Source organism: Polyangium spumosum, from assembly GCF_009649845.1.
Lineage (GTDB): Bacteria > Myxococcota_A > Polyangia > Polyangiales > Polyangiaceae > Polyangium > Polyangium spumosum.
In genome coordinates, this window is sequence record NZ_WJIE01000006.1 from 688,418 (window position 1) to 709,885 (window position 21,468).

Genomic DNA, 21,468 nt, shown 5'->3' on the forward strand with positions numbered 1-21,468 from the left:
CGACGCGAGAGGCAACGGAGGCACGATTCGGCATGAGCCACCTCGGTCCGGGGGACGAGCGCGGGCAAAAGACCCTCGCGGCCCTGCTCGCGTCTGGCATGACAAACCACGAGGAAGCCGCGCGCCTCGCGCTCGCGCTCGCCCTCTCGCTCGACGAGCTCCACCGCGCGGGCCGGGTCCACGGCGATCTCTCGCCGTCCGTGATCCTCGTGGAGCCCGCGTCGGGCGACGCCTTCCTCGCGGAGGTGCAGCGTGTTTCCCGCGAAGCCTCGCTCTCGTACGCCGCCCCCGAGCGCGCGAGGCGGGCGAGCCGCGGCTTCGACGGGCGCGCGGATCTGTATTCGCTCGGCGCCATTTTTCACGAAATGCTCACGGGGGCGCCGCCCTTCGTCTCCGCCGATCCCCTCGAGCTCGCCCACGCCCACCTCGCGCGCGCGCCCGTGCCCGTGCACGAGCGCGCCCCGGCCGTCCCGCGCGTGCTCTCCGATATCGTGCAGAAGCTCCTCGCCAAGGCGCCCGCGGATCGATACCAGACCGGCCGCGCCCTCGCGCAGGACCTCGAACGATTCTTGCGCGAAGGCCCCGAGGCCGCGCCCTTTCCCCTCGGCGCGGGCGACGGCCCCGACGATCGGCGTATCTGGGGTAAAACCTTCGGCCGCGAGGGCGAGGCCCGGGCCCTCGCTCGATATGCCGAGAGCGCGAGAGCCGGCGCCGTCGAGCTCGTCCTCGTCCTCGGCCCCGCCGGCGCGGGCAAATCCACGCTGATCGGCGAGGCGCGCGAGCAGATCACCCACGAGGGGGGCCTGTTTGTCATGGCAAAACCTCGGGACGGCGCCGCGCCCCGCGCGCCGATCGCGGAGGTCCTCACGGCCCTCGCGCGCCGCGCCCTCACCGAGCCGGAGGACCGCCTCGCCGCCCTTCGCGCGCGCCTCCTCGAAGCCCTCGACGGTCACGGCGCGCTCCTCTCGGACCTCGCGCCCGACGTCGCCACGGTCCTCGGCCCCCAGCCCCCGATCCCCGAACTCGGCCTCGCCGAAGCGCGCCGCCGCGTGGGGCGCGCCTTGTGCGCGTTCCTCTCCGTATTTTGCGCGTCTTTTCCCCTCGTCGCGCTCTTCTTCGATGATATCGACCGCCTCGACCCCGAGGCGCTCTCCATGCTCGGCGAGCTCCTCGCCGAAGAGGAGCTCTCGCGCCTGCTCGTCCTCGGCGCGGCGCACGAGGAGGAGATCGCGCCCGCTCGGCCGCTCGGCGCCTCCCTCGAATCTCTCTCGGAGCGTGGCATTTCGGCGAAGCGTATCGTGCTCGGCCCGCTCGCCGTGGAGCACGTCGGTCGTATCGTCGCCGACGTGCTCTCCGCGCCCGAAGGCGAGGTCGCGGAGCTCGCGCGCCTCTTGCATCGCAAATCGCGCGGCAATCCCTTCCTCGTCTTGCACGTGCTCGACGCCCTCTTCTCCGAGGGCCTCGTCGAGCGAGAGGCCCGGACGAACGCCGTTCGCTGGGACGAACGGCGTATCCTCGACCTGCCCATTCCCGACGACGCCGCCCTCTTCGTGGCCGATCGGCTCGGCAAGCTCTCGCCCGGGGCGCGCCGCGCCCTCGCCGCCGCGGCCCTCCTCGGCCAGGTATTCGACGCCGACAAACTGCGCGAGGTCCTCGGCGCGCCCGCGGATGAGCTCTCCAGAGAGCTCGCCGAGGCGATCGACGAGGGGATGATCGTCCCGGGGAGCGGCACGTACCATTTCGTGCACGAAAAGGTGCGCGAGGCGGCGCGTTTGCTCCTCGAAGGGGACGAGCGGGCGCGCGTGCACCTCGCGATCGGCCGAGCCTTGCGAGGCGAAGAAGATGCCTCGGACGAGCGGCTCTTCGAGGTCGCCCACCATTTCCGCGGAGGCGCGTCCCTGCTCGACGACGAGGGCGAGCGAATCGCCATCGCGCGCCTGCTCTTCTCGGCGGGCCAGAGGGCGCGAGCGCGGGCCGCGTTCCACACCGCCGTCGAATTTCACGACGCCGCCGCGGCCCTCCTCTCCGCCTCCGCGTTCGCGGCCGACCCTGCATTCGCCCTCGCGTTTTTCTCCTCGCGGGCCGAGTGCGCGCACGTCGAGGGACACGTCGAGCGCGCCGAGGTGTTTCTCGCCTCCGCGCTCTCCCATGCGCAGACGCCCCTCGAGCGCGCGGGCGTGCACGGGAAAAGGCTCGCCCTCCAGGCCTCGCGTGGCCTGTACGCGGAGGCCATCGCCGCCGGCCGCGAAGGTTTGTCCGAGCTCGGCGTCGTTTTACCGGACAAAGGAGCGGAGGCCGCGTCGCTCCCCGCGGCGCTCGCCGACATCACCCGCCTCGTCGGCGGCCGCTGCCCCGACGAGCTCGCCTCCTCCCTGCGGATCCAGGATCCCGTCGTCGCCCTGCAGCTCGACCTGCTCACCGGGATCGTCTCCGTCACGTACATCGCCGATCGGTCGCTGCATCACGTGGTCATCGTGCGGCTCGTCGCCGCCTGCGTCGAGCACGGCCACGCCGACGTCGCGGCCTTCGCGTACACGGGGTATGCCGTCCTGCTGGCCATGATCCTCGGCGATGCCACGACCGCCCGGGCGATCTTCGAACTCGCGGTGCGGCTCGAAGATCGCGTCCGGAGCCCCGCGCTTCGCGGAAAGACGTCCTGGACCCTCGGCGCGTTCGCCCCGCATTTCGTGCCCATCCGGAGCGCGCTCCCGTTCGTCGAGCGCGCCCTCGCCCATAGCCTCGAATCGGGCGACGTCTCGTACGCCTCGTATTCGCTCCACCTCGACATCTCGCTCCGGTACTGGGCGGGTGAGCCGCTCTCCTCCGTGCGCGCGGCGTGGGAGAAAGCCACGGGGATCCTCCCGGAGGTGCGTGATCCCATGACGTCGCACCTGCTCGGCACCCTCGGCCGCATGCTCGACGCCCTGAGGAGCCGCACCCCGGGGCCGACCTCTCTCGACGACGTCGATTTCGACGACGCGTTCGTCGACGAGGTCGAGGCGAAATTCGGATATGCGGCGTGTATGCACCACGCCCTCCGGACGCAGCTCTGCCTGCTCCACGGCGACCTCGACGGCGCGTTTTGCTCTGCCGAGCGCGCCGAGGCGCAGATCGCCGGGGGGACGTGGCTCTACCTCGAGGCCTTCTCCACCTTCGTCGTCGCGCTCGCGTATTCGATGAGACTCTCCGGCGCGGACGAGGCCGAGCGCGCCCGCCTCCACGAGCGCCTCGCGCCGCACCGGGCGAAGCTCGAAGCCTGGGCCGGGCTTTTTCCGGACAACTACCTCGCGCTCCATCGTTTCGTCGCCGCCGAGGTCGCGGCGGCCGCGGGGCGCCACGGCGAGGCCCGCGAGCTCTTCGACGAGGCGATCGAATCGGCCCGGAAAAACGGGTTCGTCCACCACGAGGGGCTCGCCTGCGAGCGCGCGGCGCATTATTATGCCGGCCGGGGCAGGAGCGAGCAGGCGCGGCCTTACCTCGAAGCGGCGAGACGCGCGTATCTTCGCTGGGGCGCCGCGGCGAAGGTGCGGGACCTCGAAGCGAAACATCCCGACCTCTTCGGCTCGAAATCGGCCGAGGAGGCGGGGCCTTCGCCCGACGACGGACCTCGGCGCCTCGCCGAGCGTCCCTCGCGTGGCCATGGGTCGCTCGACGCGGTGGCCATCGTGCGCGCGGCGCAGGCCATTGCGGGTGAAATCGACCTCGATCGACTGCTCGTGCGCCTCCTCCGCACGGTGCTCGAGGTCGCGGGCGCCGACCGCGCCGCGCTCGTCCTCTCGCGACGCCGAGAGCTGTTCGTCGGGGCCACCTTGACTGTCGACGGCGCGGAGGTCTCGGACATGCGCCCGCTCGCCGAGGCCGGCGGCGTCGCGGCGAGCGTCGTGCAATATTGCGCGCGCACGCGCTCGCCGGTCGTCGTCGGCCGCGGCGCGGCCGGCACGTCGTTCGAGGCCGATCCGCACCTCGTCCGTTTCGCCCCGCGGTCCTTCCTCGGATTGCCGCTCGTCCACCGCGACGCCCTCTCGGGCGTCCTTTATCTCGAAAATAGCCTCGTCGAGGACGCATTCTCGGAGGACCGGGTCGAGCTCCTCTCGCTGCTCGCGTCGCAGGCCGCGATCGCCCTCGAAAATGCGCTCCTCCTCGCCGACGTCCGGCGCCGGACGGACGAGCTCGCCCGGGCGAACGACGGCCTGCAGGCGGAGCTCTTTCGCCGGGCCAAGGCCGAGGCGGAGCGCGCCTCGTTCGAGCAGGCGATGATCGAAATGCAGCGCGCGCGCCTCGCCGAGCTCTCCGCGCCGCTCGTGCCGATCACGGACGACGTCATGGTGATCCCGCTCGTCGGCACGGTGGACTCCGCGCGCGCCGAGGATCTCCTGCGCGTGGCGCTCGAAGGCGCGAGCAAACGCGCCCTGCGCGCCCTCATCATCGACATCACCGGCGTACGCGTCGTCGACAGCCACGTGGCGAGCCGCCTGCTCGACACGGTCCGCGCCGTCGAATTGCTCGGCGCCGAGGTCGTGATCACCGGTATCCGGGGCGACGTCGCGCAGGCGCTCGTGAAGCTCGACCTCGACTTCGGCGCGAAGGTCCCGACGCGGAGCACGCTCCAGGCGGGGATCGCCTATGCGCTCGGCCGATCGAGACGGTAGAATGTAATCGAAACCGAAGTCCCTTACCGGCGTCAGCCGATCCGTTCCCGGTACCCGAGCGTCTTTGCCCGATCCGCGCATGACGAACGGCCGTCCGGTGTGGTAATGCATAACGAGGAACCATGCGAACGACGTTCTTCCTTCACGCATGGATGTGTGCGCTCGGGCTCGCCTCCGCTGGTTGCGGCGGGCCCGAAATTCCGCGGCGCGATTGCGCGACCGTGATCTGGGCCGAGCCAGGCGCGGGAGGCGACATACGCGTCGAGGGGAGCTGGGACGACTGGGCCGAGCCGAAGCCCCTCGAGCCGCGCGACGATGGCTGGTTTCTGCTCCCATTGAATCTTTCTCCCGGGGAGTACGGCTACCGCGTCGTTCGCGACGGCGAACGGTCGCTCGATCGGCTCAATCCGCTCACCACGTGGAAGGGCGAGGAGGAGGTCTCGCTCGCGATCGTCGAGAGCTGCGGCGCGCCCGAGATCCGCGTCGACGCGGTCGAGGTCTCCGGCGACGAGGTCACGGTGAGCGGGGTCTTTCTGGCGGCGCCCGAGGGATCCGCGCTCGACCCCGCGTCGCTGCGCGCCGAGCACCGCGGCGGCGGCGAGGTATTGCCCTGGAGCGCCCAGGCTTCGGATGGGCGATTCACCTTCGTCGCGCGGGGGCTCGGCCGCGGCAAGCACACCTTCACCTTGCGCGGCGCCGACGAATCCGGGGCCGAGGCGAGCCCGCGGATGGCCGTCGCGTGGGTCGATCCGGCGCAGGCCTCGTGGCACGAGGGGCTCCTTTACCACCTGATGATCGACCGATTCCGGGGTGACGGAGGCGCGCCGCTCGCGCCGCTTCCTCCCGACAAATCGGGCTCGCGCGCGGGTGGCACGCTCGACGGCGTTCGCGCCGAGATCGAGCGCGGCACCTTCGACGAGCTCGGCGTCACGGCGCTCTGGATTTCGCCCGTCTACACGAATCCGATCGAGGTCCGCGAGGGCCGCGGCGACGGCAGGCCGTACGAGGGATATCACGGATACTGGCCCCTCGAATCACGCGGGGTCGAGCCGCGGCTCGGGGGCGAGGACGCCTTGCGCGCCATGGTCGACGAGGCGCACAGGCACGGGATTCGTGTGATCTTCGACCTCGTGCCGAACCACGTCTACGAGCGCAATGAGCGGTACCTCGCGCGCCGGAACGAGGGCTGGTTCAACGATGGCCTCGACAAATGCGTCTGCGGCTCGCCCGGCTGCGGCTGGGGCGAGAAGCTCTCCACCTGCTGGTTTACCTCGTACATGCCCGACGTGCGATTCGAGCACCCCGACGCGATGCGCGCGCAGGTCGACGACGCCGTCCATTGGATGAAGGAGTTCGACGCGGACGGCGTGCGTATCGACGCCGTCCCCATGATGCCGCGCGGGGCCACGCGGCGGATCACCCACGCATTCGGTCGCCTCGCCGCGGGCAAGGACGCGCTCTTCTCGATCGGCGAGGTCTTCACGGGCCCCGGGGCCGCGGGCATCGAGAGCATCCGGTATTTCCTCGGCCCGCACACCCTCTCGGGCGCCTTCGATTTCCCGCTCATGTGGAAGCTCCGCGAGGTCTTCGGCCACGGCGGCGGCAGCCTCTCGGAGCTCGAGGACGTCCTCGTATCGACCGACGCCGCCGTCGAGGGCGCGGGCGCGGTGCTCGGCCGCATGATCGACAACCACGACACCTCGCGCTTCGTCTCCGAGGTCACGGGCGACGGCGCGAACGACCCCTGGTACGACAAACCCGCGCAGCCCACCGACCCCACGGTGTATGCGCGGGCGAAAATGGCCCTCGCCTTCATCTTGACCCTCCACGGCCTGCCCGTCCTTTATTATGGCGACGAGGTCGCGCTCGCGGGCGCGGGGGATCCGGACTCGCGGCGCGTGATGCCGGATCCCGCGGCCCTCGGGCCTCTGCAAATCGAGGTGCGGGATCTCGTCCGGCGGCTCGGCCATTTGCGCCGCTGCTCGCCTGCGCTCCGCGCGGGGAGGCGCAGGCCCATCGTGGCGACGAGGGACGAATATGCTTATCTGCGCGACGCGGGGGACGACGATCCGGTGCTCGTGTTTTTCGCGCGCAAGACGGCGCTCGTCCCGGTGCCGACGGGCGCCGCGCCGCTCGGCAGCTACGTCGACGTCCTCTCCGGCGAGACGATCGAGATCGAAGCCGGCGGCGCCGTCCCGCTCGAAGCCCTCTCCTTCCGCGTGCTCGTGCGCGCGGGGAGCCCTTGCATGAACCCCTCACCCTGATGGGCCTCCGAATGAGAACTCCGATGAACACGTTCACCTGGCTCGCCCTCTCGGGCCTGCTCGTCGCGCCGCTGCTCGGCGCGGCGTCCTGCTCGGGCGACGACCTCGACAGCTACCAGCCGCCCGATGGATTGGGCGGCTACGATCCAGGGGACAACCCCCCCTTCCTCAGCGGCTCTGGCTCCGGCGTCGGCGCGGGCGGACCGGGCCAGGGCGGCGCGGGCGGCGGCGAGCCGCCGGGTCCGCCGATGTGTGATGATAGCCTGAAGCGCTGCGATCACGTGTTCACCCTCGCTGACATGGGCCAGTCGAGCGTGGTCGTGCGCGGCAATTTCGCGGCGGACGGCTGGGACGTCGGCGTCCCGATGACCAAGGTGAACGGGCAATGGGAAGCCACGGTCGAGATCCCCTACGACCAGCCGGTCCAGTACAAATACGTCATCGACGGGAACAACTGGATCAACGACCCGGGCAACCCGAACACCATCGACGATGGGTTTGGCGGAAAAAACAGCCTCGTCACGCCGACGACCTGTGACCCCTGGACGTGCGACGATCCCCCGGAGGACAGCCCCGTCGAGGCGTGGCGCGACGCGGTCCTCTATTTCGTCTTCGTCGACCGCTTCCTCGACGGCGACAGCACGAACAACGGCGCGCCCGTGCCGAACGTCCCGCAGGCGACCAATTACCAGGGCGGCGACTGGCAGGGCGTCATCAACAGGATCAAGGACGGGTATTTCACGAAGCTCGGCGTGAACTCCCTCTGGCTCACCGTCCCCGTCGACAACACCGAGCTCGCCGGCTTCGGCAACGACGGGCACGACTACAGCGCGTATCACGGCTACTGGCCCAAGGATTTCTACAAGGCCGAGGAGCGCTTCGGCACGATGGCGAAGCTCAAGGAGCTCGTCGACGAGGCGCACGCCGTGGGCATCACGGTGCTCATCGATTACGCGGCGAACCACGCGCACGACTCGGCCCAGGTCTACAAGGACAACCCCGGCTGGTTCTGGCCGAACTCGAACGGCAATGGCGACAACTGCGTCTGCGGCGAGGGCTGCTCCTGGGACGGCGCGACCACCGAGAAATGCTGGTTCACGCCCTACCTGCCCGATTTCAACTACGAGGTCGCGGCGGCGCGCAAGTACAACATCGACAACGCGATCTGGTGGTGGCAGCAGACGGGCGTCGACGGCTTCCGCCTCGACGCGCTGAAGCACATGCACATGTCGTGGCTCACCGAGCTCCGCTCGCGCGTCACGGCCGAGATCGAATCGGTCACGGGCAAGCATTTCTACATGGTCGGCGAGACGTACACGGGCGACAAGGCGCTCATCAAGAAGTACGTCAATCCGAGCACCATGCTCGACGGCCAGTTCGATTTCCCGCTGCGCGCCGAGATCTGCTCGAAGGTCCTCATGCGCCAGGGCACCATGCAAGACCTCGAGGGCTTCATGAACGGCAACGACGACGCCTATGGAAGCGGCATCATGAGCACGTTCATCGGCAACCACGACCTGCCGCGCGTGATTCACCTGGCCCAGCAAAACCCGCTGTGGGGCGACTCCTGGGACGGCGGCAAGAACATGAACTGGCAAAACCAGCCGGGATTGCCGTCCGAGCAGGCCGCCTTCGAGCGAATGGCGAACGGGTTCACCGTCATCATGACCACGCGCGGCGTCCCGCTCATTTATTACGGCGACGAGGTCGGCCTGCCCGGCGCGGGGGACCCGGACAACCGCCGCTTCATGCAATGGAGCGGGTATTCGGCAGGCCAGCTCCTGCTCCGCACGCACCTCGAGAAGCTCGGCCAGATCCGCAAGGATCACGTCGCGCTCCGGCGCGGCAAGCGCTCGTCGCTCTGGGCCTCGGCCGATACGATGGCCTACGAGATGGTGCACCCGACCGAGACGGTCTACGTCGCGATCAACCGCGGCGACGCGCAAGGATCCGTTGGAAATTTGCCGAGCGGCAACCTCACGAACCTGCTCACCGGGCAGACCGTGAGTGGTCCCACCGTGAACCTCCCGCCGCGCAGCTCGATGATTCTCGTGCAGTGATTTCCCCCTGCGGCGGGCGCGTCGGGGCGTGCTATGAATGCCGCCATGACGACGCCCGCACCTTTGCGTTTCGATCCCATGGATCCTGCCTACACCAAGGATCCGTACCCCACGCTCGCCCGCTTTCGTGAGGAGGCTCCCGTTTATTACTGGGAGCAGGGAGGCGGGCCCGTCTTCTTCCGTTACAAGGATTGCATTGCGTTGATGAGGGAGCCGAAGCTGGGGCACGATCCCACGCTCGGCGCCGGCTTCCCGCCCGAGATGAAGGCCGCCTTCCCCGATTTTGCGGCGTTGCGCGAAAATGACCTCTTCATGGTACCCGCGGCGTCGCACGCGCGGCTGCGCAAGCTCTTGAACCCCACGTTCAGCCCGCGCGCGGTCGAGGTGCACCGAGCGAAGGTCACGGCGATCATCGACGCGCTGCTCGACAAGTTCCCGCGTGAGGGAGAGGTCGACATCTCCACGGAGTACACGCGGCAATACCCCGTGCGCGTGATCGCCAGCATCCTCAACATCCCCGGGGACTACGTGTCGGAGTTCATCGCCTTCGCGGAGAGCCTCATTGCCACGATCATCCCGGGGCTCCCCCCCGAGCGCTTCGCGGCGTGCATGCCGCCCGTGACGCGTGGCATGGCGATCGTGCGCGAGCTCATCGCCGAGCGACGAGCGAAGCCGATGGAAAACGACCTCATGACCCAGCTCATCAATGCGTGTGACGAGCAGGATCGGCTCTCCGACCCCGAGCTCGTCTCGCTCGTCGCGGGGCTGCTCGTCGGCGGCACCGACACCACGTACCACGGGACGAACCAGACCATCCTCAGCCTGCTCCAGCACCCGGATCAGCTCGCGCTCCTGCGCGCCGAGCCCAGCCTGGCGCGTAATGCCTTCGACGAGACCCTCCGGTACAACATGTTCGGCCGGATGCCGTTCACGCGTTACGCCACCGAGTCCTTCAAGTACGAGGACGTCGCGTTCCAGCGCGGCAAGCCCGTCTTCCTCTTCCTGATGTCCGCGTTCCGGGATCCGGAATATCTGCCCGACGCGAACGTGTACGACATCCGTCGCCAGCACACGGGCACCCACTGGTTCGGCCTCGGCCCCCATTTCTGCCTCGGCGCGTCGCTCGCCCGCATGGAGGCCGAAATCGCGCTCCAGAACCTCCTCGCGCGTTATCCCAAGATCGAGCTCGCCGGCGAGCCGGTCTACGGGAACCACCCGATCATGCGCACGATGGACAGGCTGCCCCTCCGCGTCAGCGCCTCCGGCTGACGGCGAGGCCTATCATTCCGGACAAACCTTTCGCTCCGCGATGATGGCGCCGTCGATCCCGAAGACCGCGACCTCCTCGCCGGTCACGGCGGCGCCGATCGCCCCATAACCGTAACTCGACAGGTGCTTCCGCTCGGGCCGCCGCACCTCGCCGTTCGGACCGAGCTCGATCGTGATCACCTCCCGCGCGAAGGGCCCGGTCGCGGCGATCAGAAAGCCGTCCGGCGTGCCCACGACGCTCGGGTTTCGTAACAATGCGTGGGGCTCCGACGCGAGCGTCGCGGCGCCGAGCGGTTTTCCCGCCTCGTCGAGCCGCGCGACGCGGATCACGCTGGTCTCGCTCGTCTCCGCGCCGGTCGTGCACGCGAGCAAGAGCCCCCGCGGGCCGTGGCCGAGCGCGCAATCACCGGGCTGGAAAGGCAATCGCACCGCGGCCGCGGCCTGCGAGACGATCCGCGCCGCGCCGTCGAGCAGCGCCGTCGCGACCGCGCCCCCGCGCGTATAGGCGACCACGAGGCCCTTGCTCGTGAAGGCGAGCCCGGGCCTCCGCGTCATCGGGTCGCCGGGCAGGCGCGTCGTCGTTTTCAGCGCGCCGGCCTCGTCGAGCCGCGCGACCTCGACCGCGCCATTCTCGTCGACCCACGCCGCCGCGAACCCCCCGGGGACACGCGCGAGCGCCGGTCCTCGCCGCCCCGCCGCCGCGGGCAGGACCACGCGCGCCGCGGTTTGTCCTTCCTTGTCGACGCGGACGAACACCGCCTCGTCCTTCTTCAATGACAGCCCTGCCCATCCGTCGTCCTCGATTCGCAGGACGGCCGCCGAGCCCGCGCGTGGATCCAGCCGTAATGCCTCGGGCGCGGGGCGCGCGCGGGCGTCGCAGGGGCTCGCCGAGGGCACCTCGATCGGCGCCGGCCCCTCCCGGCAAGCGAGGCGCGTCGCCACGATTTGCGCAGTTTTTCCTTCCTGCAATCGATCCCGGTTGTACACGACGAGCCAATCCTGCCCGGTCCAGAGGACGGCCGGCATTTCCCCCGCGGCGTCCTCGTCGTGAAGCGCCATCGGCGGCGAGGCGGCGCCGCTCGGATCGACGATCGTGACGCGCACCTCGGGATCCCTGGCGACGAGCACGGACGCGTGGAAATGCGCCTCGTAGGCCACCGCGAACCGCGCGCCGTCCCAGGCGAGGACGGGCTTGCGTGGCCTGGCGATGGGGTCGGGGTGCGTCGCGACGACCCGGGGCGCGAGCTTCGGGTTGCCCGTGTCGTCGATGATCGCGAACCATATCTTGCGATCCTGATCCCAGGCGACGGCGAGGCCCGCGGGCGTGGGCAAGAGGAATGGATTGAGCCCGCCCTTCAGCGACGCGCCCACGCCCATGAGCCCCTCCGGACCGATTCGACGTAATTCGATGGCGCCGCGGATCTCGCGAGAATGCCAGCCGACCCAGTACGCCTCGCCGTCCCACACGATCGAGGGCGCCCCGGGGTCTTCGCCCGTGGAGAGCTCGAACGTGCGCTTCACCTTGCCGGTCTTCTCGTCGACGAGCGCGACCCGCACCGACGTGTGCATGGGATACTGCCCCCGCGTCCAGGCGACGGCGATCTCGCCCTTGCCCCAGGCGAGCGCCGGCGTCCCGTCGAGCAGCGGCGAGGGGTCGATGCGGGCCGAGAAGACCGGGCGATCCTCCGCGCCGAGCCGCATGATCTCGATATCGGCCTCCTCTCGCGCGTGATACACCACCGACGCCACCACGACGTCGCTCCCCCGGAAGGCCCCCACGACGTGCGAGCGCTCGTGTTTGTCGGGGAACACGATCTCGCGCACGCTCCTCGCCGCGCCCGAGGATTCGAGCCGCGCGACGAACGCCTTCTGCGTGTCGTGATCGAGGTAGACGTACCCCGCGCCCGCGTCGATCTTGCCAAGCGAGGGCCGGTCCTCGTAGAAGTACGCGGCCGCGGCGCCGGCGACGTCGACGGAGGCGCGCTCCTCGAGCCCGTGCGCGCACGAGGACGGGGGCGCCTGGGCCTCGGAGGACTGTTTTGCGCCCGGGCCCTCCACGGTCTCCGTGGGCGCGGGGGCGGCCTCGTTTTTTGGTACGACGCCGGGGTTGCTACAACCGAGCCAAGAGCCCACGAGCGCGGCCAGAGGGCCGAGGGTGCGGCGAGAAATCGTCATACGAGCCTCCAGACCCGACGAGCGACGAGCAGGCAGAGCCTAACGCGCCCCCCGCGGCACGTCCACCACGCCGCCGCTCCCGCGCGCCCGGAGATACCTCGAGTTCGGAATGCCTCGATTCCACGTTCCTGGACCTGGAAAAGCCGAATGCGTGGTCGAGCTCGAGCGGCCTGGGTCTTGCCGGGCTCCTCGCCCCGGGGGAATCATGAAGACGTTTTCCCGGAAGAACGTGCTCGGCTGGGCTCTCGTGGCGATCGTTTCGTGCACGGCCCTCGGTGAAGCCTCGGCCAGGGAGGGGGTCGGACGTACGCCGCGGGCGCCGAACCCTGGCGAGATCGCCCTGCCTTTCAGGGATCTGGAGGCGCGGGCCTCCGGAAGGCCGCGCGGCGAGCTGCGGACCCTCTTGACGAACGCGCGCCTCTACCAGGCCTTCGTCGGCAGCCCGCCGCCCGAGGACCTGAATTTCCAGCGCGAATGGGTGGTCCTCTACGCCGCGGGGACGATGCCGACCGGCGGCTACGAGGCCGACATCTCGTACATCGGCCGCTCGACGGACGGGCGCACGTTGACGATCGAGACGCGGCTCATCGAGCCGGGCGCCACGTGTTTCGTGACGCAGGCGCTCACGAACCCGTACGTGCTCGTGCGTTTCCCGCGGCCGGAGGCCACGCGGCGCGTGGTCTTCAGCCACGTCTCGGAGGTGCGGGAGTGCGGGTCGGATCCGATGCCCGGCATCGGGGGCGCGGCGCCGAGCGAGTGAAGAGGTGAGGCGAGGGAGCTCGTGGAGCGAGCTCCCTCGGACCGTTACATTGCCGTCACTGCGCCATCTTCATGAGGACCACGTCCTCCAGGCCGCTGTTCGCCGTGAAGCTGCCGTCGCCGAAGAGGACGTTGTTGCTCCGGTAGCTGCCCGTGAGCCACACGTTGGCCGAGCCGTCCGCCGCGATGGCCTCGCCGATGTCGGTCAGGTTGCCGCCGAACTTCTTGGTCCAGGCGGCGACGCCGGCGGGATCGTATTTCGCGACGAAGATGTCGTGCTCGCCGTTCGCCGAGATCGGGCCCTTGCCGAAATCGGTGGTCGCCCAGAATTGACCGGTGACGAGCACGTTGTTGAACGCGTCGACTGCGACCTCCTTGCCGCGCTGCGCGCTCACGCCGCCCATCGCTCGGCCCCACATGTAGAAGCCCGACGGGCTGTACTTCGCGACGAAGGCGTCCTCCTCCAGGTCCATGTCGGGGGTCGAGAGCGTCCCGCCGCCGAGATCGATCGTGCCGTGGAACTCGCCCGTCACGATCACGTTGCCCGCGCTGTCGATGGCCACGCCGTTCGCGCGCTGCTGCATCGCGTCGCCGCCGCCGATCGCGAAGACCGCGTTGCCCAGCCCGTCGAGCTTCGCGACGAAGCTATCGTAATCACCGGCGCTCGTGAGCGTCTTGCCGCCGCCGAAATCGATGTTGTTCTGGAACGCGCCGGCGAGCGCGATGTCACCCGACGGCGAGACCGCGAGGTCGTAGGCGTATTGCGTCCCCGCCCCGGTGATCGCCTTGGCCCAGAGCGCCTGCCCCGTCTTGTCCATCTTCGTGACGAACACCTCGAGGCCGCCTCCCATGCTCGGCGTGAGGACGTTCGCGCCGATCGTCAGGTTGCCCGAGAACGTACCGGAGACGTAGACGTTATCGGCCGCGTCGACCGCGACGCTCGCCTCCTCCTGCGTGAACTGGTTGGCGAGCGCCATGCTCCAGACGTGATTGCCCGTGGCGGCGGCGAGCTTCGCCACGAAGATGTCGCGCGAGCCCATGTTGCTCGCGAGGTCGGTCCCGCCGAAATTGACGGTGCCGAGGAACTCGCCCGCGATGACGACATCGCCCGCGCTGTCGATGGCCACGCTGGTCACGAGCTGCTCGGAAGAGTCGCCGAACTTCTTCGCCCACACGACGGTGCCCATCGGGTTGTACTTGATGACGAAGATGTCATTGCCGCCCATGCTGTTCAGCGTGCCGATGGGCGCGGGCAGGGTGATCGCCCCCGTGAACCTGCCGACGACGACGCCATTGCCCTGGGCGTCGGTCGCCACGGCCGTCGGGACCTGGCTCTGGTTGTTGCCGAACGTCCGCACCCACGTCGTCGCGCCCGTGCACGCAGGCGCCTGGCCATTACAATCGTCGTCGCCGGCCGTCGCGCAGTTCTCCGTCGTCGGCAGGACCTCGCCCACGCACGGGCCGAACCCGGAGCCGTTCGGCGCGCAGGTCTCGACGCCCATCTTGCAGAGGCCCACGCCCGCCGAGCCCATCGGGCCCGTGTAACAAGCCTGCGTCGAGTTCGGCGTGCACACGCAGCCCGCGCCGTCGTCCGCGAATCCATCACAATCGTCGTCGAGGGCGTTGCAGACCTCGGCCTGCGGCAAGACCTGGCCCGCGCACGGCCCGTACGACAGGCCGTCGGGCGCGCACGTCGCCGTGCCGCCCACGCAGATCCCCTGGTTTTGCGTGCCGGCCGGGCCCGTGTAACACGCCATCGAGGTCCCCGGCGCGCACACGCAGCCCGCGCCGTCGCCGACCACGCCATTACAATCGATGTCAGTCATGCCGCACGTCTCGACCCCGGGGACGACCTCGCCCACGCAGGGGCCATACCCCAGCCCGTCGGGATTGCAGGTCTCGATGCCCGCCATGCAGGCGCCGACGCCCATCGTGCCGGCGGGGCCGGTGTAGCAGGACTGCGTGCTGCCCGGCGTGCAGCAGCCATTGTCGATCGTGCCGTCGCAATCGTTGTCGACGTTGTCGCCGCAGACCTCGGGCACCGGCTCGCAGATGATCCCGCCCGTCCCGCCCTGACCGCCCATGCCGCCGCCGCCCTGTCCGCCCTGGCCGCCCGCGCCGCCGACGCCGCCGACGCCGCCCATCCCGCCGCCGGTGCCGCCCATCCCGCCGACGCCGCTCGACGACGAGCTGCTCGTCGAGGTGTTCGGGGCCGGATCATCGCTGCAGCCCGCGAGGCCCGCGCCGACGAGCAGCGCGAGGGACGAAAAAGTGAACGAAGCAAGGTGACGCCGATGCAACATGGAACGCTCCTCCGGAATGGAAACTGGCTCCGAAGCCAAAAATGAAGCGCATCATCCACGAAATCGGGCCCCTGGCACAATAGGCCAGGCAAGAAATAGGCGCCCGATCGGGAGACGCGTACGCCCCCAGGGTGTGATGGGCGCTACTCTGCCGTGCGCGGGAAGATCAGCACGAACGAGCCCTTCGCGGGCCGGAAGACGGTGGTCTTCGTGGGGTGGGCGTCGCGCTGGAAATGCGGCATCCAGGGCAGGGCCTTCCAGGCGTCGTTGTCCTGAATGAACTCGGGCACGACGAGGTCGAGCTCCACGTACCGCTCGGCGGTCGCGGCCGAGAGATCCGGCCCGAACGTCCACTTCTCGCGGCCGGGGCGCGGGGTGATGTCGTTGTGAATGGCGCCGCCGTAGGTGAGGACCATCTTCCCCGCGCCGGCGTTCGCGTTGCGGGCGGCGAGGGCCTTGGCCTTTTCGTCCATGAGCCGCGCGATCATCTCCAGCATCACGAGGATCGAATCCGGGCCGGCCTTCACGATCGCGTCGTAATCGGCGCAGCTCGCGCGCAGGATGTGCGGCTTGACGCCGAGCGCGTAGGCCGCGTCGCCGAGCGTCACGAACTCGTTCTGGTTCGTCTTGGCCTGGCTCTGCGTGACGGGCTTCTGCAGCTCCGCGACGGCGGCCTCCTTTTCCTTGCCGCATTTCCCCTCGGACACCCAGATCTCGAGCACGATGTCGCTCGCCTTGCCCGCGACCATCGGCAAAAATGTCTCGGTGAACCGCCTCGTCGCCGTGGGGATGCCCTCCTTGCCCTTCTGCGCGTGTGACTCGCCGATGCCGAGGACGAGCGGGTTCTCCGCGAGGATCGCGGCGAACGCCGCCTCGGGCGTGTCATAGAGCAGGCAACCCATCTCGCCACAAGGCACGGGCGGCGCAGGCGCGGCGGGCGCGGCGGGCGCGGCCGTGGGCGCGGCCGAAACGACGGGCGCGGCGCTCGCGGGCGGCGGGGAAGCGGGGGGCGTGTTCGCGGCGCTGTCGGGCGTGCGGCACGCGGCGACGGCGAGCAGGCAAAAAAGCGGGAGGAGGCGAGCGCTGGGCATGGCGGGGAGAGAGCCGCGAGGACACGGAAGTTCCTCGGCCCTGTCAAGCGGTTCCGAGGTTCAGCGGGGCCCGACGATTCGTTCGAGCTGCATCTGGTACGATTTCGACAGCTTCGACTCGTCGACCCGCGGCCGGAGCGCCTTCAGCGCCGAGCGCGTGGGGATGTCCACGTCGGCGCCGAGCCGCGCGGCCTCGAGGTGCAGCTCGAGCGCGCGCCGGTAGCCGGCCTGCGCCTTCCACACGTCGCCGCGCAGGTCGTCGAGCTCGGCGCGGTGCTGGGTGAGCATTGCGCACGCCGAGACCTTCTCGCGGCTGCCGAGCAACATCGCCGCGCTCGAAGCGTCGAGCCGCGAGAGCGTCTCCCAGAGCGGGCCGAACAGATTGGTGGCCGTCGATTGAACGAGCTCCACCGCCTCGTCGAGCCGCCCCGAACGCTTCAAGCCGACGACACGGCCGAAGACGTCGGCGAGCTGCTGGATCATCCGGACCATCAGGTCCTTCTGCGTGATCGACATGCGCTTTCCCCGCACCCCTCCCGGCGGAACGCCAACCTTATCAGGCGGAGTTCCCGTGGTCGACATTCCAGCGGACGATTGACAGCGTGTCGCCGGTGCATGGTAGCTTCCCGTACCAGAAAGGAACGAGCTCATGGCCACGCATCTTCGGGAGGACATGGCGGCGCAGACGGCCGCCGACACCAGCGACGCGATCGCGAGCGCGCTCGACAGCGATCCGATCACGAAGCCGCTCGCGTCGTTATGGGACGCGCTTGCGCAGAAGGGGGACGGGCTGGCCGAGCAGCGCCGCGGGCTGGAGCGGAAGCTCGCGCGTGTGAGGGCGCGCCTCGCCGTGGCGGATGCGCGCTGGGACGGGGAGACGGCGGCGTTTGGTCGCGATGTCGTGAACGAGACGGACGGCCGTCGGGATCGGCCGCCGTATACCCGTTTCTTCGCGGGCGTGACGCCGTCGGACGTGCAGGCGTTCGGGGTGGATCGCGAGGTGAAGCAGGGGCGGGCGTGGGTGGAGGAGCTCGCGCGTGAGCCTGGGTCGGCGCTCGAGACGAAGTGGACGCCGCGCCTCTCGGGCGCGACGGACACGCTGGAAGGGTGCAACAAGGAGCGCGGGGCGGTGATGGGCGCGCTCGCGCTGCATGGGACGACGGAGCTGCTCTACATCGGCGAGATCAACCTGGAGCTCGACAAGCTGGAGGGCGCGCTCCTGCAGCTCTTCCCCGGTCAACCGAAGCGCGTGGCGTCGTTCCTCTCGGCCACGAAGCCGCGCCGCAAGCGCAAGGACGACGACGACGAGGGCGGCGAAGGCTGACGGAGGCGCGAGGACGTCGCTCGAAGGGGGAGCGGGCGGCGTGCGTCACGCAAGAGGGGTGATCGAGGCGGGGAAGCGGGTTCACGCGTGACGCACGGGGGGTGCTCGGCGGGCGGATGAGGGGGCGTGCGTGACGCACGGAGGTGCCTCGGGGCGCCGAGTGACCCTCTTGCGTGAGGCGCGGGGGTGGATGCTCACGTCGAGGGAGCATCTTGCGTGAGGCACGAGGGGTAGGGGAGGCGGCGAGGGAGGGGCGTGCGTGTTCCGGGGGGCAGGCACGGGTTCGGGAGGGAGTCAAGGTCACGAAGTGGGCGGGGACTTGCCGAGTTCCTGGTCGCGTTGCGCTTCGACCTCGGCGGCTTCGAGGTGGCGGCCCTGGGAACGGAGGGCGAGGGCGAGTTCGGTCCAGAGGGCTTTTCGGGTCTGTGGGTCGAGCTCGATAGCCTCGGTGTCTCGCACGAAGGCCAGGACTGCTTCGCGAGCTTTGAGCCCCAGGAACCGAGATTCGAGGTCCGCTTCGACCGGGAGCGTGAGCAGCTTGCGGAGCAAGACCTCGGCGTCCGTGGCGCGCCCTGAGCGATTGAGCGTGGTGGCGAGCGCGCGAAAGGCGTCGAGCCTTCGCGGTGGCTGGCCGAACGGCTCCGCCACGCCCGGCGGGCATTCGTGTCGCTGCGCGATCCAGTCGTAAAAGTCGGGCGCCTCCCGCGCCAATACCTCCGTGACCTCGCGCCGGCAGAAGAGCACGACCTTCAGCGATTTCCGCGCGAAGACCGGCCGGTTGATGTTCAGCCACGCAGCGTCCTCGGCCTCGGGGACGAGCACCACGACCGCGCCGTCGGGCAGATCGATGAGCCCGCTCGGCCTCGCCAGCACTTCGAGATCGGGATGGTCGGCGAGCAGCGCGCGCACGAGCCCGCCGAGCCGCTCCGGCACCGCGTCGTCCACCAGGATGAGGACGCCCCGCGGGCTCAACCGGAGGCCCTGGCGGATCTCTGCGATCCAGTCGTTCACAATTTGATCATGTGACGGAGGAGGAGCGGATGCGGGAAATACCACTCCGAGTCGTTCGGATACGGCAAGAGCGTGCCGTAGCTGAGGAGCTCCTGCGCCAGGTGGCCCTCGGGGAGCCGATGATCCGGGTCCCGCGCGATCTCCTCCAGCGTCTGGATGTGGCCCTTGTGCAGCCCCGTCTCCCGCTGTCGTCGGGCCTCTTCGAGCACACGCTCCATGAGCTCGTCCGTCACCTGCGCGAGGTCCTCCCGATAGGCGAGCCCGGCGATACGAAAGACGAACTTGACGAACTCCCGTGCGCGGCCGCCGGAGTAGTAGGCGAGCTTGTCGATCTGCTCGGCCGTGAAGAGATCGGGACCACCCGGGAGATCGGACACGCGCCGCGTGAACAGCTCCCGGAAAAACGCCACGCCGGGGCCCAGCTCTTTCGGGGCGTCCTTGCGGAGGACCGGCTCGTTCACGAGGGAGGGCACGTCGTGGAAGCCCCGGATCGCCGCCGTCGCCGGGTGGTGCCGCAGCGCAAACGGCCCGCAGATCACGAGGGGGCAGGCGAGCTGGGAGATGAGCACCGAATCGATGAACAGCGCCTTCGCCCGGTTGAAGTCGCGAATCCGATCGAGCCCGTCGATGATGAAGAGAATGCGCGACCCGCGCTGCTGCACCAGGCCGATGAGCGTGTTGACGCAGTCGAGCAGCGCCTGGACGTCGGACTCCTGGTCCGCGAGCGCTTTCTGCGTCTTGCCAAACGGCGCCGTCCATCGCACGGCCTCGGTGCCCGCCTTGAGCACCTGAAGCCCCGCGCCCACGGCCGCGGGCGCGCCCGCGGCGGCCGTGGACGCCAGCACGACCATCGATTTCGCGAGGGAGGCGATGTCGATCTGCGGCGGCGTATCCTGGCCCGTCCGACTGGCGAGTGCAGCCCACCGTTTCTCCAGGTCTTTGCGGTGCTCGTCGGGGAGGTGGTAGGCGAGCCGCTCCTCGGCCGCGCGGAGGAGCGCGACGCCCATGAGGAAACACACCTCCCACGGGCTGACGCGCTCGATGGCCTGCGCGTCGTGCACGACGTCGGTGCAATGGCGTTCGAGGTCGACGAAGACCACGAACTCCTTGCCGGACCGCTCCTCCGCGATGCGCTGGAGCTCCGTGGTCTTGCCCGTCCCGATCGTGCCCGTCACGAGCAGCCGCGGGATGCCCCGCGGGATGTCCAGCCACTCGCAGATCGTCGCCGCAGGGCTCCGGCTCCGCGGCGCGCGCCACGCGGGGGTTCGTGGCGAGAGCTCCGGATCGAAACGATCGATCACCACGAGCCAGGTTTCACGCCGGGACATGCGCCGAGGGCTCCTCCGACGCGCACTTCTGCACGAAGCCCCGCCGGACGTCAAGCAAGCGGCAGAGCGCGCAGAGCCTTCGCATCCGCCCGGAACTCGTGCCATGCTCGCGCCGCTCCGTCCCCGGCGCCCCCGCGATCCGAATGCTCCACACGATCCGTTACGGCAGGCTCTTCGACGATTTCGTTCCCGGCGCGGTCTACGCGCATCCCTGGGAAGTGACGGTCGACGAGGGCATGCTCGCCTTCTTCGCCGCCTCCTTCCAGGACGTGATCCCCACCTATGCGAGCCGCCGCGCCGCGCGGGGACTCGGCCTGCGCGACAGGCCCGTCCACCCGCTCTTGCTGCTGAACCTCGGCCTGTCCTTCAGCGTGCACGACGTGAGCGAGCAGGCGATCGCCCACCTCGCGTACATGGATGTGCGCTTCCCGAACGCGTGTTATCCCGGCGATACCGTCGTCGCCGCCTCGCGCGTCATCGGCACCCGGCCCGTCTCGACCGGCGACAAAGGCGTGGTCCACGTGCGCACCGAGGTCTCGAACCAGGACGGCGAGGTCGTCTGCTCCTTCGAACGCAAAGTGCTCGTCCGCGTGGGGAAGGTCTCGGGTCGCCCCGCGATCCCCCCGCAAATCGTGGCCGACGAGCGCCCCACGGCGACGCTCGCGCGCGCGCCGGCCTCGTTGCTCGGCGAGCTCGCGCCCCCCCCGCGCGCCGCGTTTCCCACGTTCTGGGACGATTTCGAGGTCGGCGACGTCTACGCGCACGAGGCCGGGCGCACCGTGAGCGAGGCCGAGCACATGCAGCTCACGACGCTCTTCCGCAACTCGCATCCGATGCACGTCGACGAGCGGTATTGCCAGAAGAGCTCGTTCGCCAAGACGCGTGTCGTCTTCGGCGGCCTCGTGCTCGCCTGGGTGCTCTCGCTCTCGAGCCGCGATACCGCGGGCAACGCCGTGTGGGACCTCGGCCTCGACGAGGGCGCGCACCCGAGCGGCGTGCTCGCGGGCGATACGCTTTATGCCGCCTCGTCGGTCGTCGCCAAGGAAGAACGCGGCAAACACGCGGGGGTCGTCGTCCTGCGCGTGATCGGCCTCAAGAACACGCCCGCGCGTGTCTTGCTCGAGCGCGGCGCCGACCTCTTCACCCCCGAGCTCGGCAAGACGGCCGGCCGCGTGCCCGAGAAGGCCGTCGAGATCACCCGCACGCTCCTCGTGCGGCGTCGCACGTGAATTGCA

Annotated in this window: 13 protein-coding genes; 7 read left to right on the forward strand and 6 right to left on the reverse strand. The window is 69.6% G+C overall.

The genetic code is table 11. The features are described 5' to 3' along the window. Positions 1–32 precede the first annotated feature (32 nt). From GF068_RS23745 to GF068_RS23760, 4 genes are all read left to right on the forward strand, one after another. Positions 33–4,649: an AAA family ATPase gene (locus GF068_RS23745; RefSeq protein ID WP_153821702.1), complete on the forward strand. Its 4,617-nt coding sequence runs from the start codon at positions 33–35 to the stop codon at positions 4,647–4,649. A 122-nt stretch (positions 4,650–4,771) separates the two neighbouring features. Then, the gene (locus GF068_RS23750; RefSeq protein WP_153821703.1) at positions 4,772–6,913 is read left to right on the forward strand and encodes an alpha-amylase family glycosyl hydrolase; all 2,142 of its coding nucleotides are present in this window, start codon (positions 4,772–4,774) and stop codon (positions 6,911–6,913) included. Positions 6,914–6,936: 23 nt separating this feature from the next. Continuing rightward, the gene (locus tag GF068_RS23755; protein ID WP_170319632.1) at positions 6,937–8,973 is read left to right on the forward strand and encodes an alpha-amylase family glycosyl hydrolase; all 2,037 of its coding nucleotides are present in this window, start codon (positions 6,937–6,939) and stop codon (positions 8,971–8,973) included. Positions 8,974–9,018: 45 nt separating this feature from the next. After that, a complete protein-coding gene (locus GF068_RS23760; protein ID WP_153821705.1) occupies positions 9,019–10,242 on the forward strand; it encodes a cytochrome P450 in 1,224 nt (407 codons plus the stop codon). Between the two features lie 12 nt (positions 10,243–10,254). Here the strand turns inward: GF068_RS23760 and GF068_RS23765 are convergent, their stop codons facing one another. Continuing rightward, positions 10,255–12,417, reverse strand: coding sequence for a hypothetical protein (locus GF068_RS23765; protein WP_153821706.1), 2,163 nt, complete (start codon positions 12,415–12,417; stop codon positions 10,255–10,257). A 205-nt stretch (positions 12,418–12,622) separates the two neighbouring features. On the opposite strand from GF068_RS23765, the gene GF068_RS23770 reads away from it, so the two are divergent. Next, a complete protein-coding gene (locus GF068_RS23770) occupies positions 12,623–13,177 on the forward strand; it encodes a protease complex subunit PrcB family protein (RefSeq protein ID WP_170319633.1) in 555 nt (184 codons plus the stop codon). 55 nt (positions 13,178–13,232) lie between these two features. Here the strand turns inward: GF068_RS23770 and GF068_RS23775 are convergent, their stop codons facing one another. From GF068_RS23775 to GF068_RS23790, 3 genes are all read right to left on the reverse strand, one after another. Then, on the reverse strand, positions 13,233–15,479 hold the full coding sequence (locus tag GF068_RS23775) for a MopE-related protein (protein WP_153821708.1): 2,247 nt from the start codon (positions 15,477–15,479) through the stop codon (positions 13,233–13,235). Between the two features lie 143 nt (positions 15,480–15,622). Next, positions 15,623–16,570 (reverse strand): hypothetical protein, encoded by a 948-nt coding sequence (locus GF068_RS23780; protein WP_240807233.1) that lies wholly within the window; start codon positions 16,568–16,570, stop codon positions 15,623–15,625. Positions 16,571–16,630: 60 nt separating this feature from the next. Then, positions 16,631–17,086, reverse strand: a complete 456-nt coding sequence (locus GF068_RS23790; RefSeq protein ID WP_153821709.1) for a hypothetical protein — start codon at positions 17,084–17,086, stop codon at positions 16,631–16,633. A gap of 133 nt (positions 17,087–17,219) precedes the next feature. Here GF068_RS23790 and GF068_RS23795 point away from each other — a divergent pair, with 133 nt between their 5' ends. After that, entirely contained in the window at positions 17,220–17,894 is a 675-nt protein-coding gene (locus tag GF068_RS23795) for a hypothetical protein (RefSeq protein WP_153821710.1), read from the forward strand. A gap of 300 nt (positions 17,895–18,194) precedes the next feature. On the opposite strand, the gene GF068_RS23800 is transcribed toward GF068_RS23795, so the two are convergent. After that, complete coding sequence (locus GF068_RS23800; protein ID WP_153821711.1) at positions 18,195–18,905, reverse strand: hypothetical protein; 711 nt, start codon at positions 18,903–18,905, stop codon at positions 18,195–18,197. Next, positions 18,902–20,233 carry an AAA family ATPase gene (locus GF068_RS23805; RefSeq protein WP_170319634.1) on the reverse strand — a complete coding sequence of 444 codons (1,332 nt, stop codon included), beginning with the start codon at positions 20,231–20,233 and terminating at the stop codon, positions 18,902–18,904. Before GF068_RS23805 ends, GF068_RS23800 begins: the two co-directional genes overlap by 4 nt. 143 nt (positions 20,234–20,376) lie before the next feature. Here GF068_RS23805 and GF068_RS23810 point away from each other — a divergent pair, with 143 nt between their 5' ends. Next, on the forward strand, positions 20,377–21,462 hold the full coding sequence (locus tag GF068_RS23810) for a MaoC family dehydratase (RefSeq protein WP_153821713.1): 1,086 nt from the start codon (positions 20,377–20,379) through the stop codon (positions 21,460–21,462). The last annotated feature ends 6 nt before the right edge of the window (positions 21,463–21,468 follow it).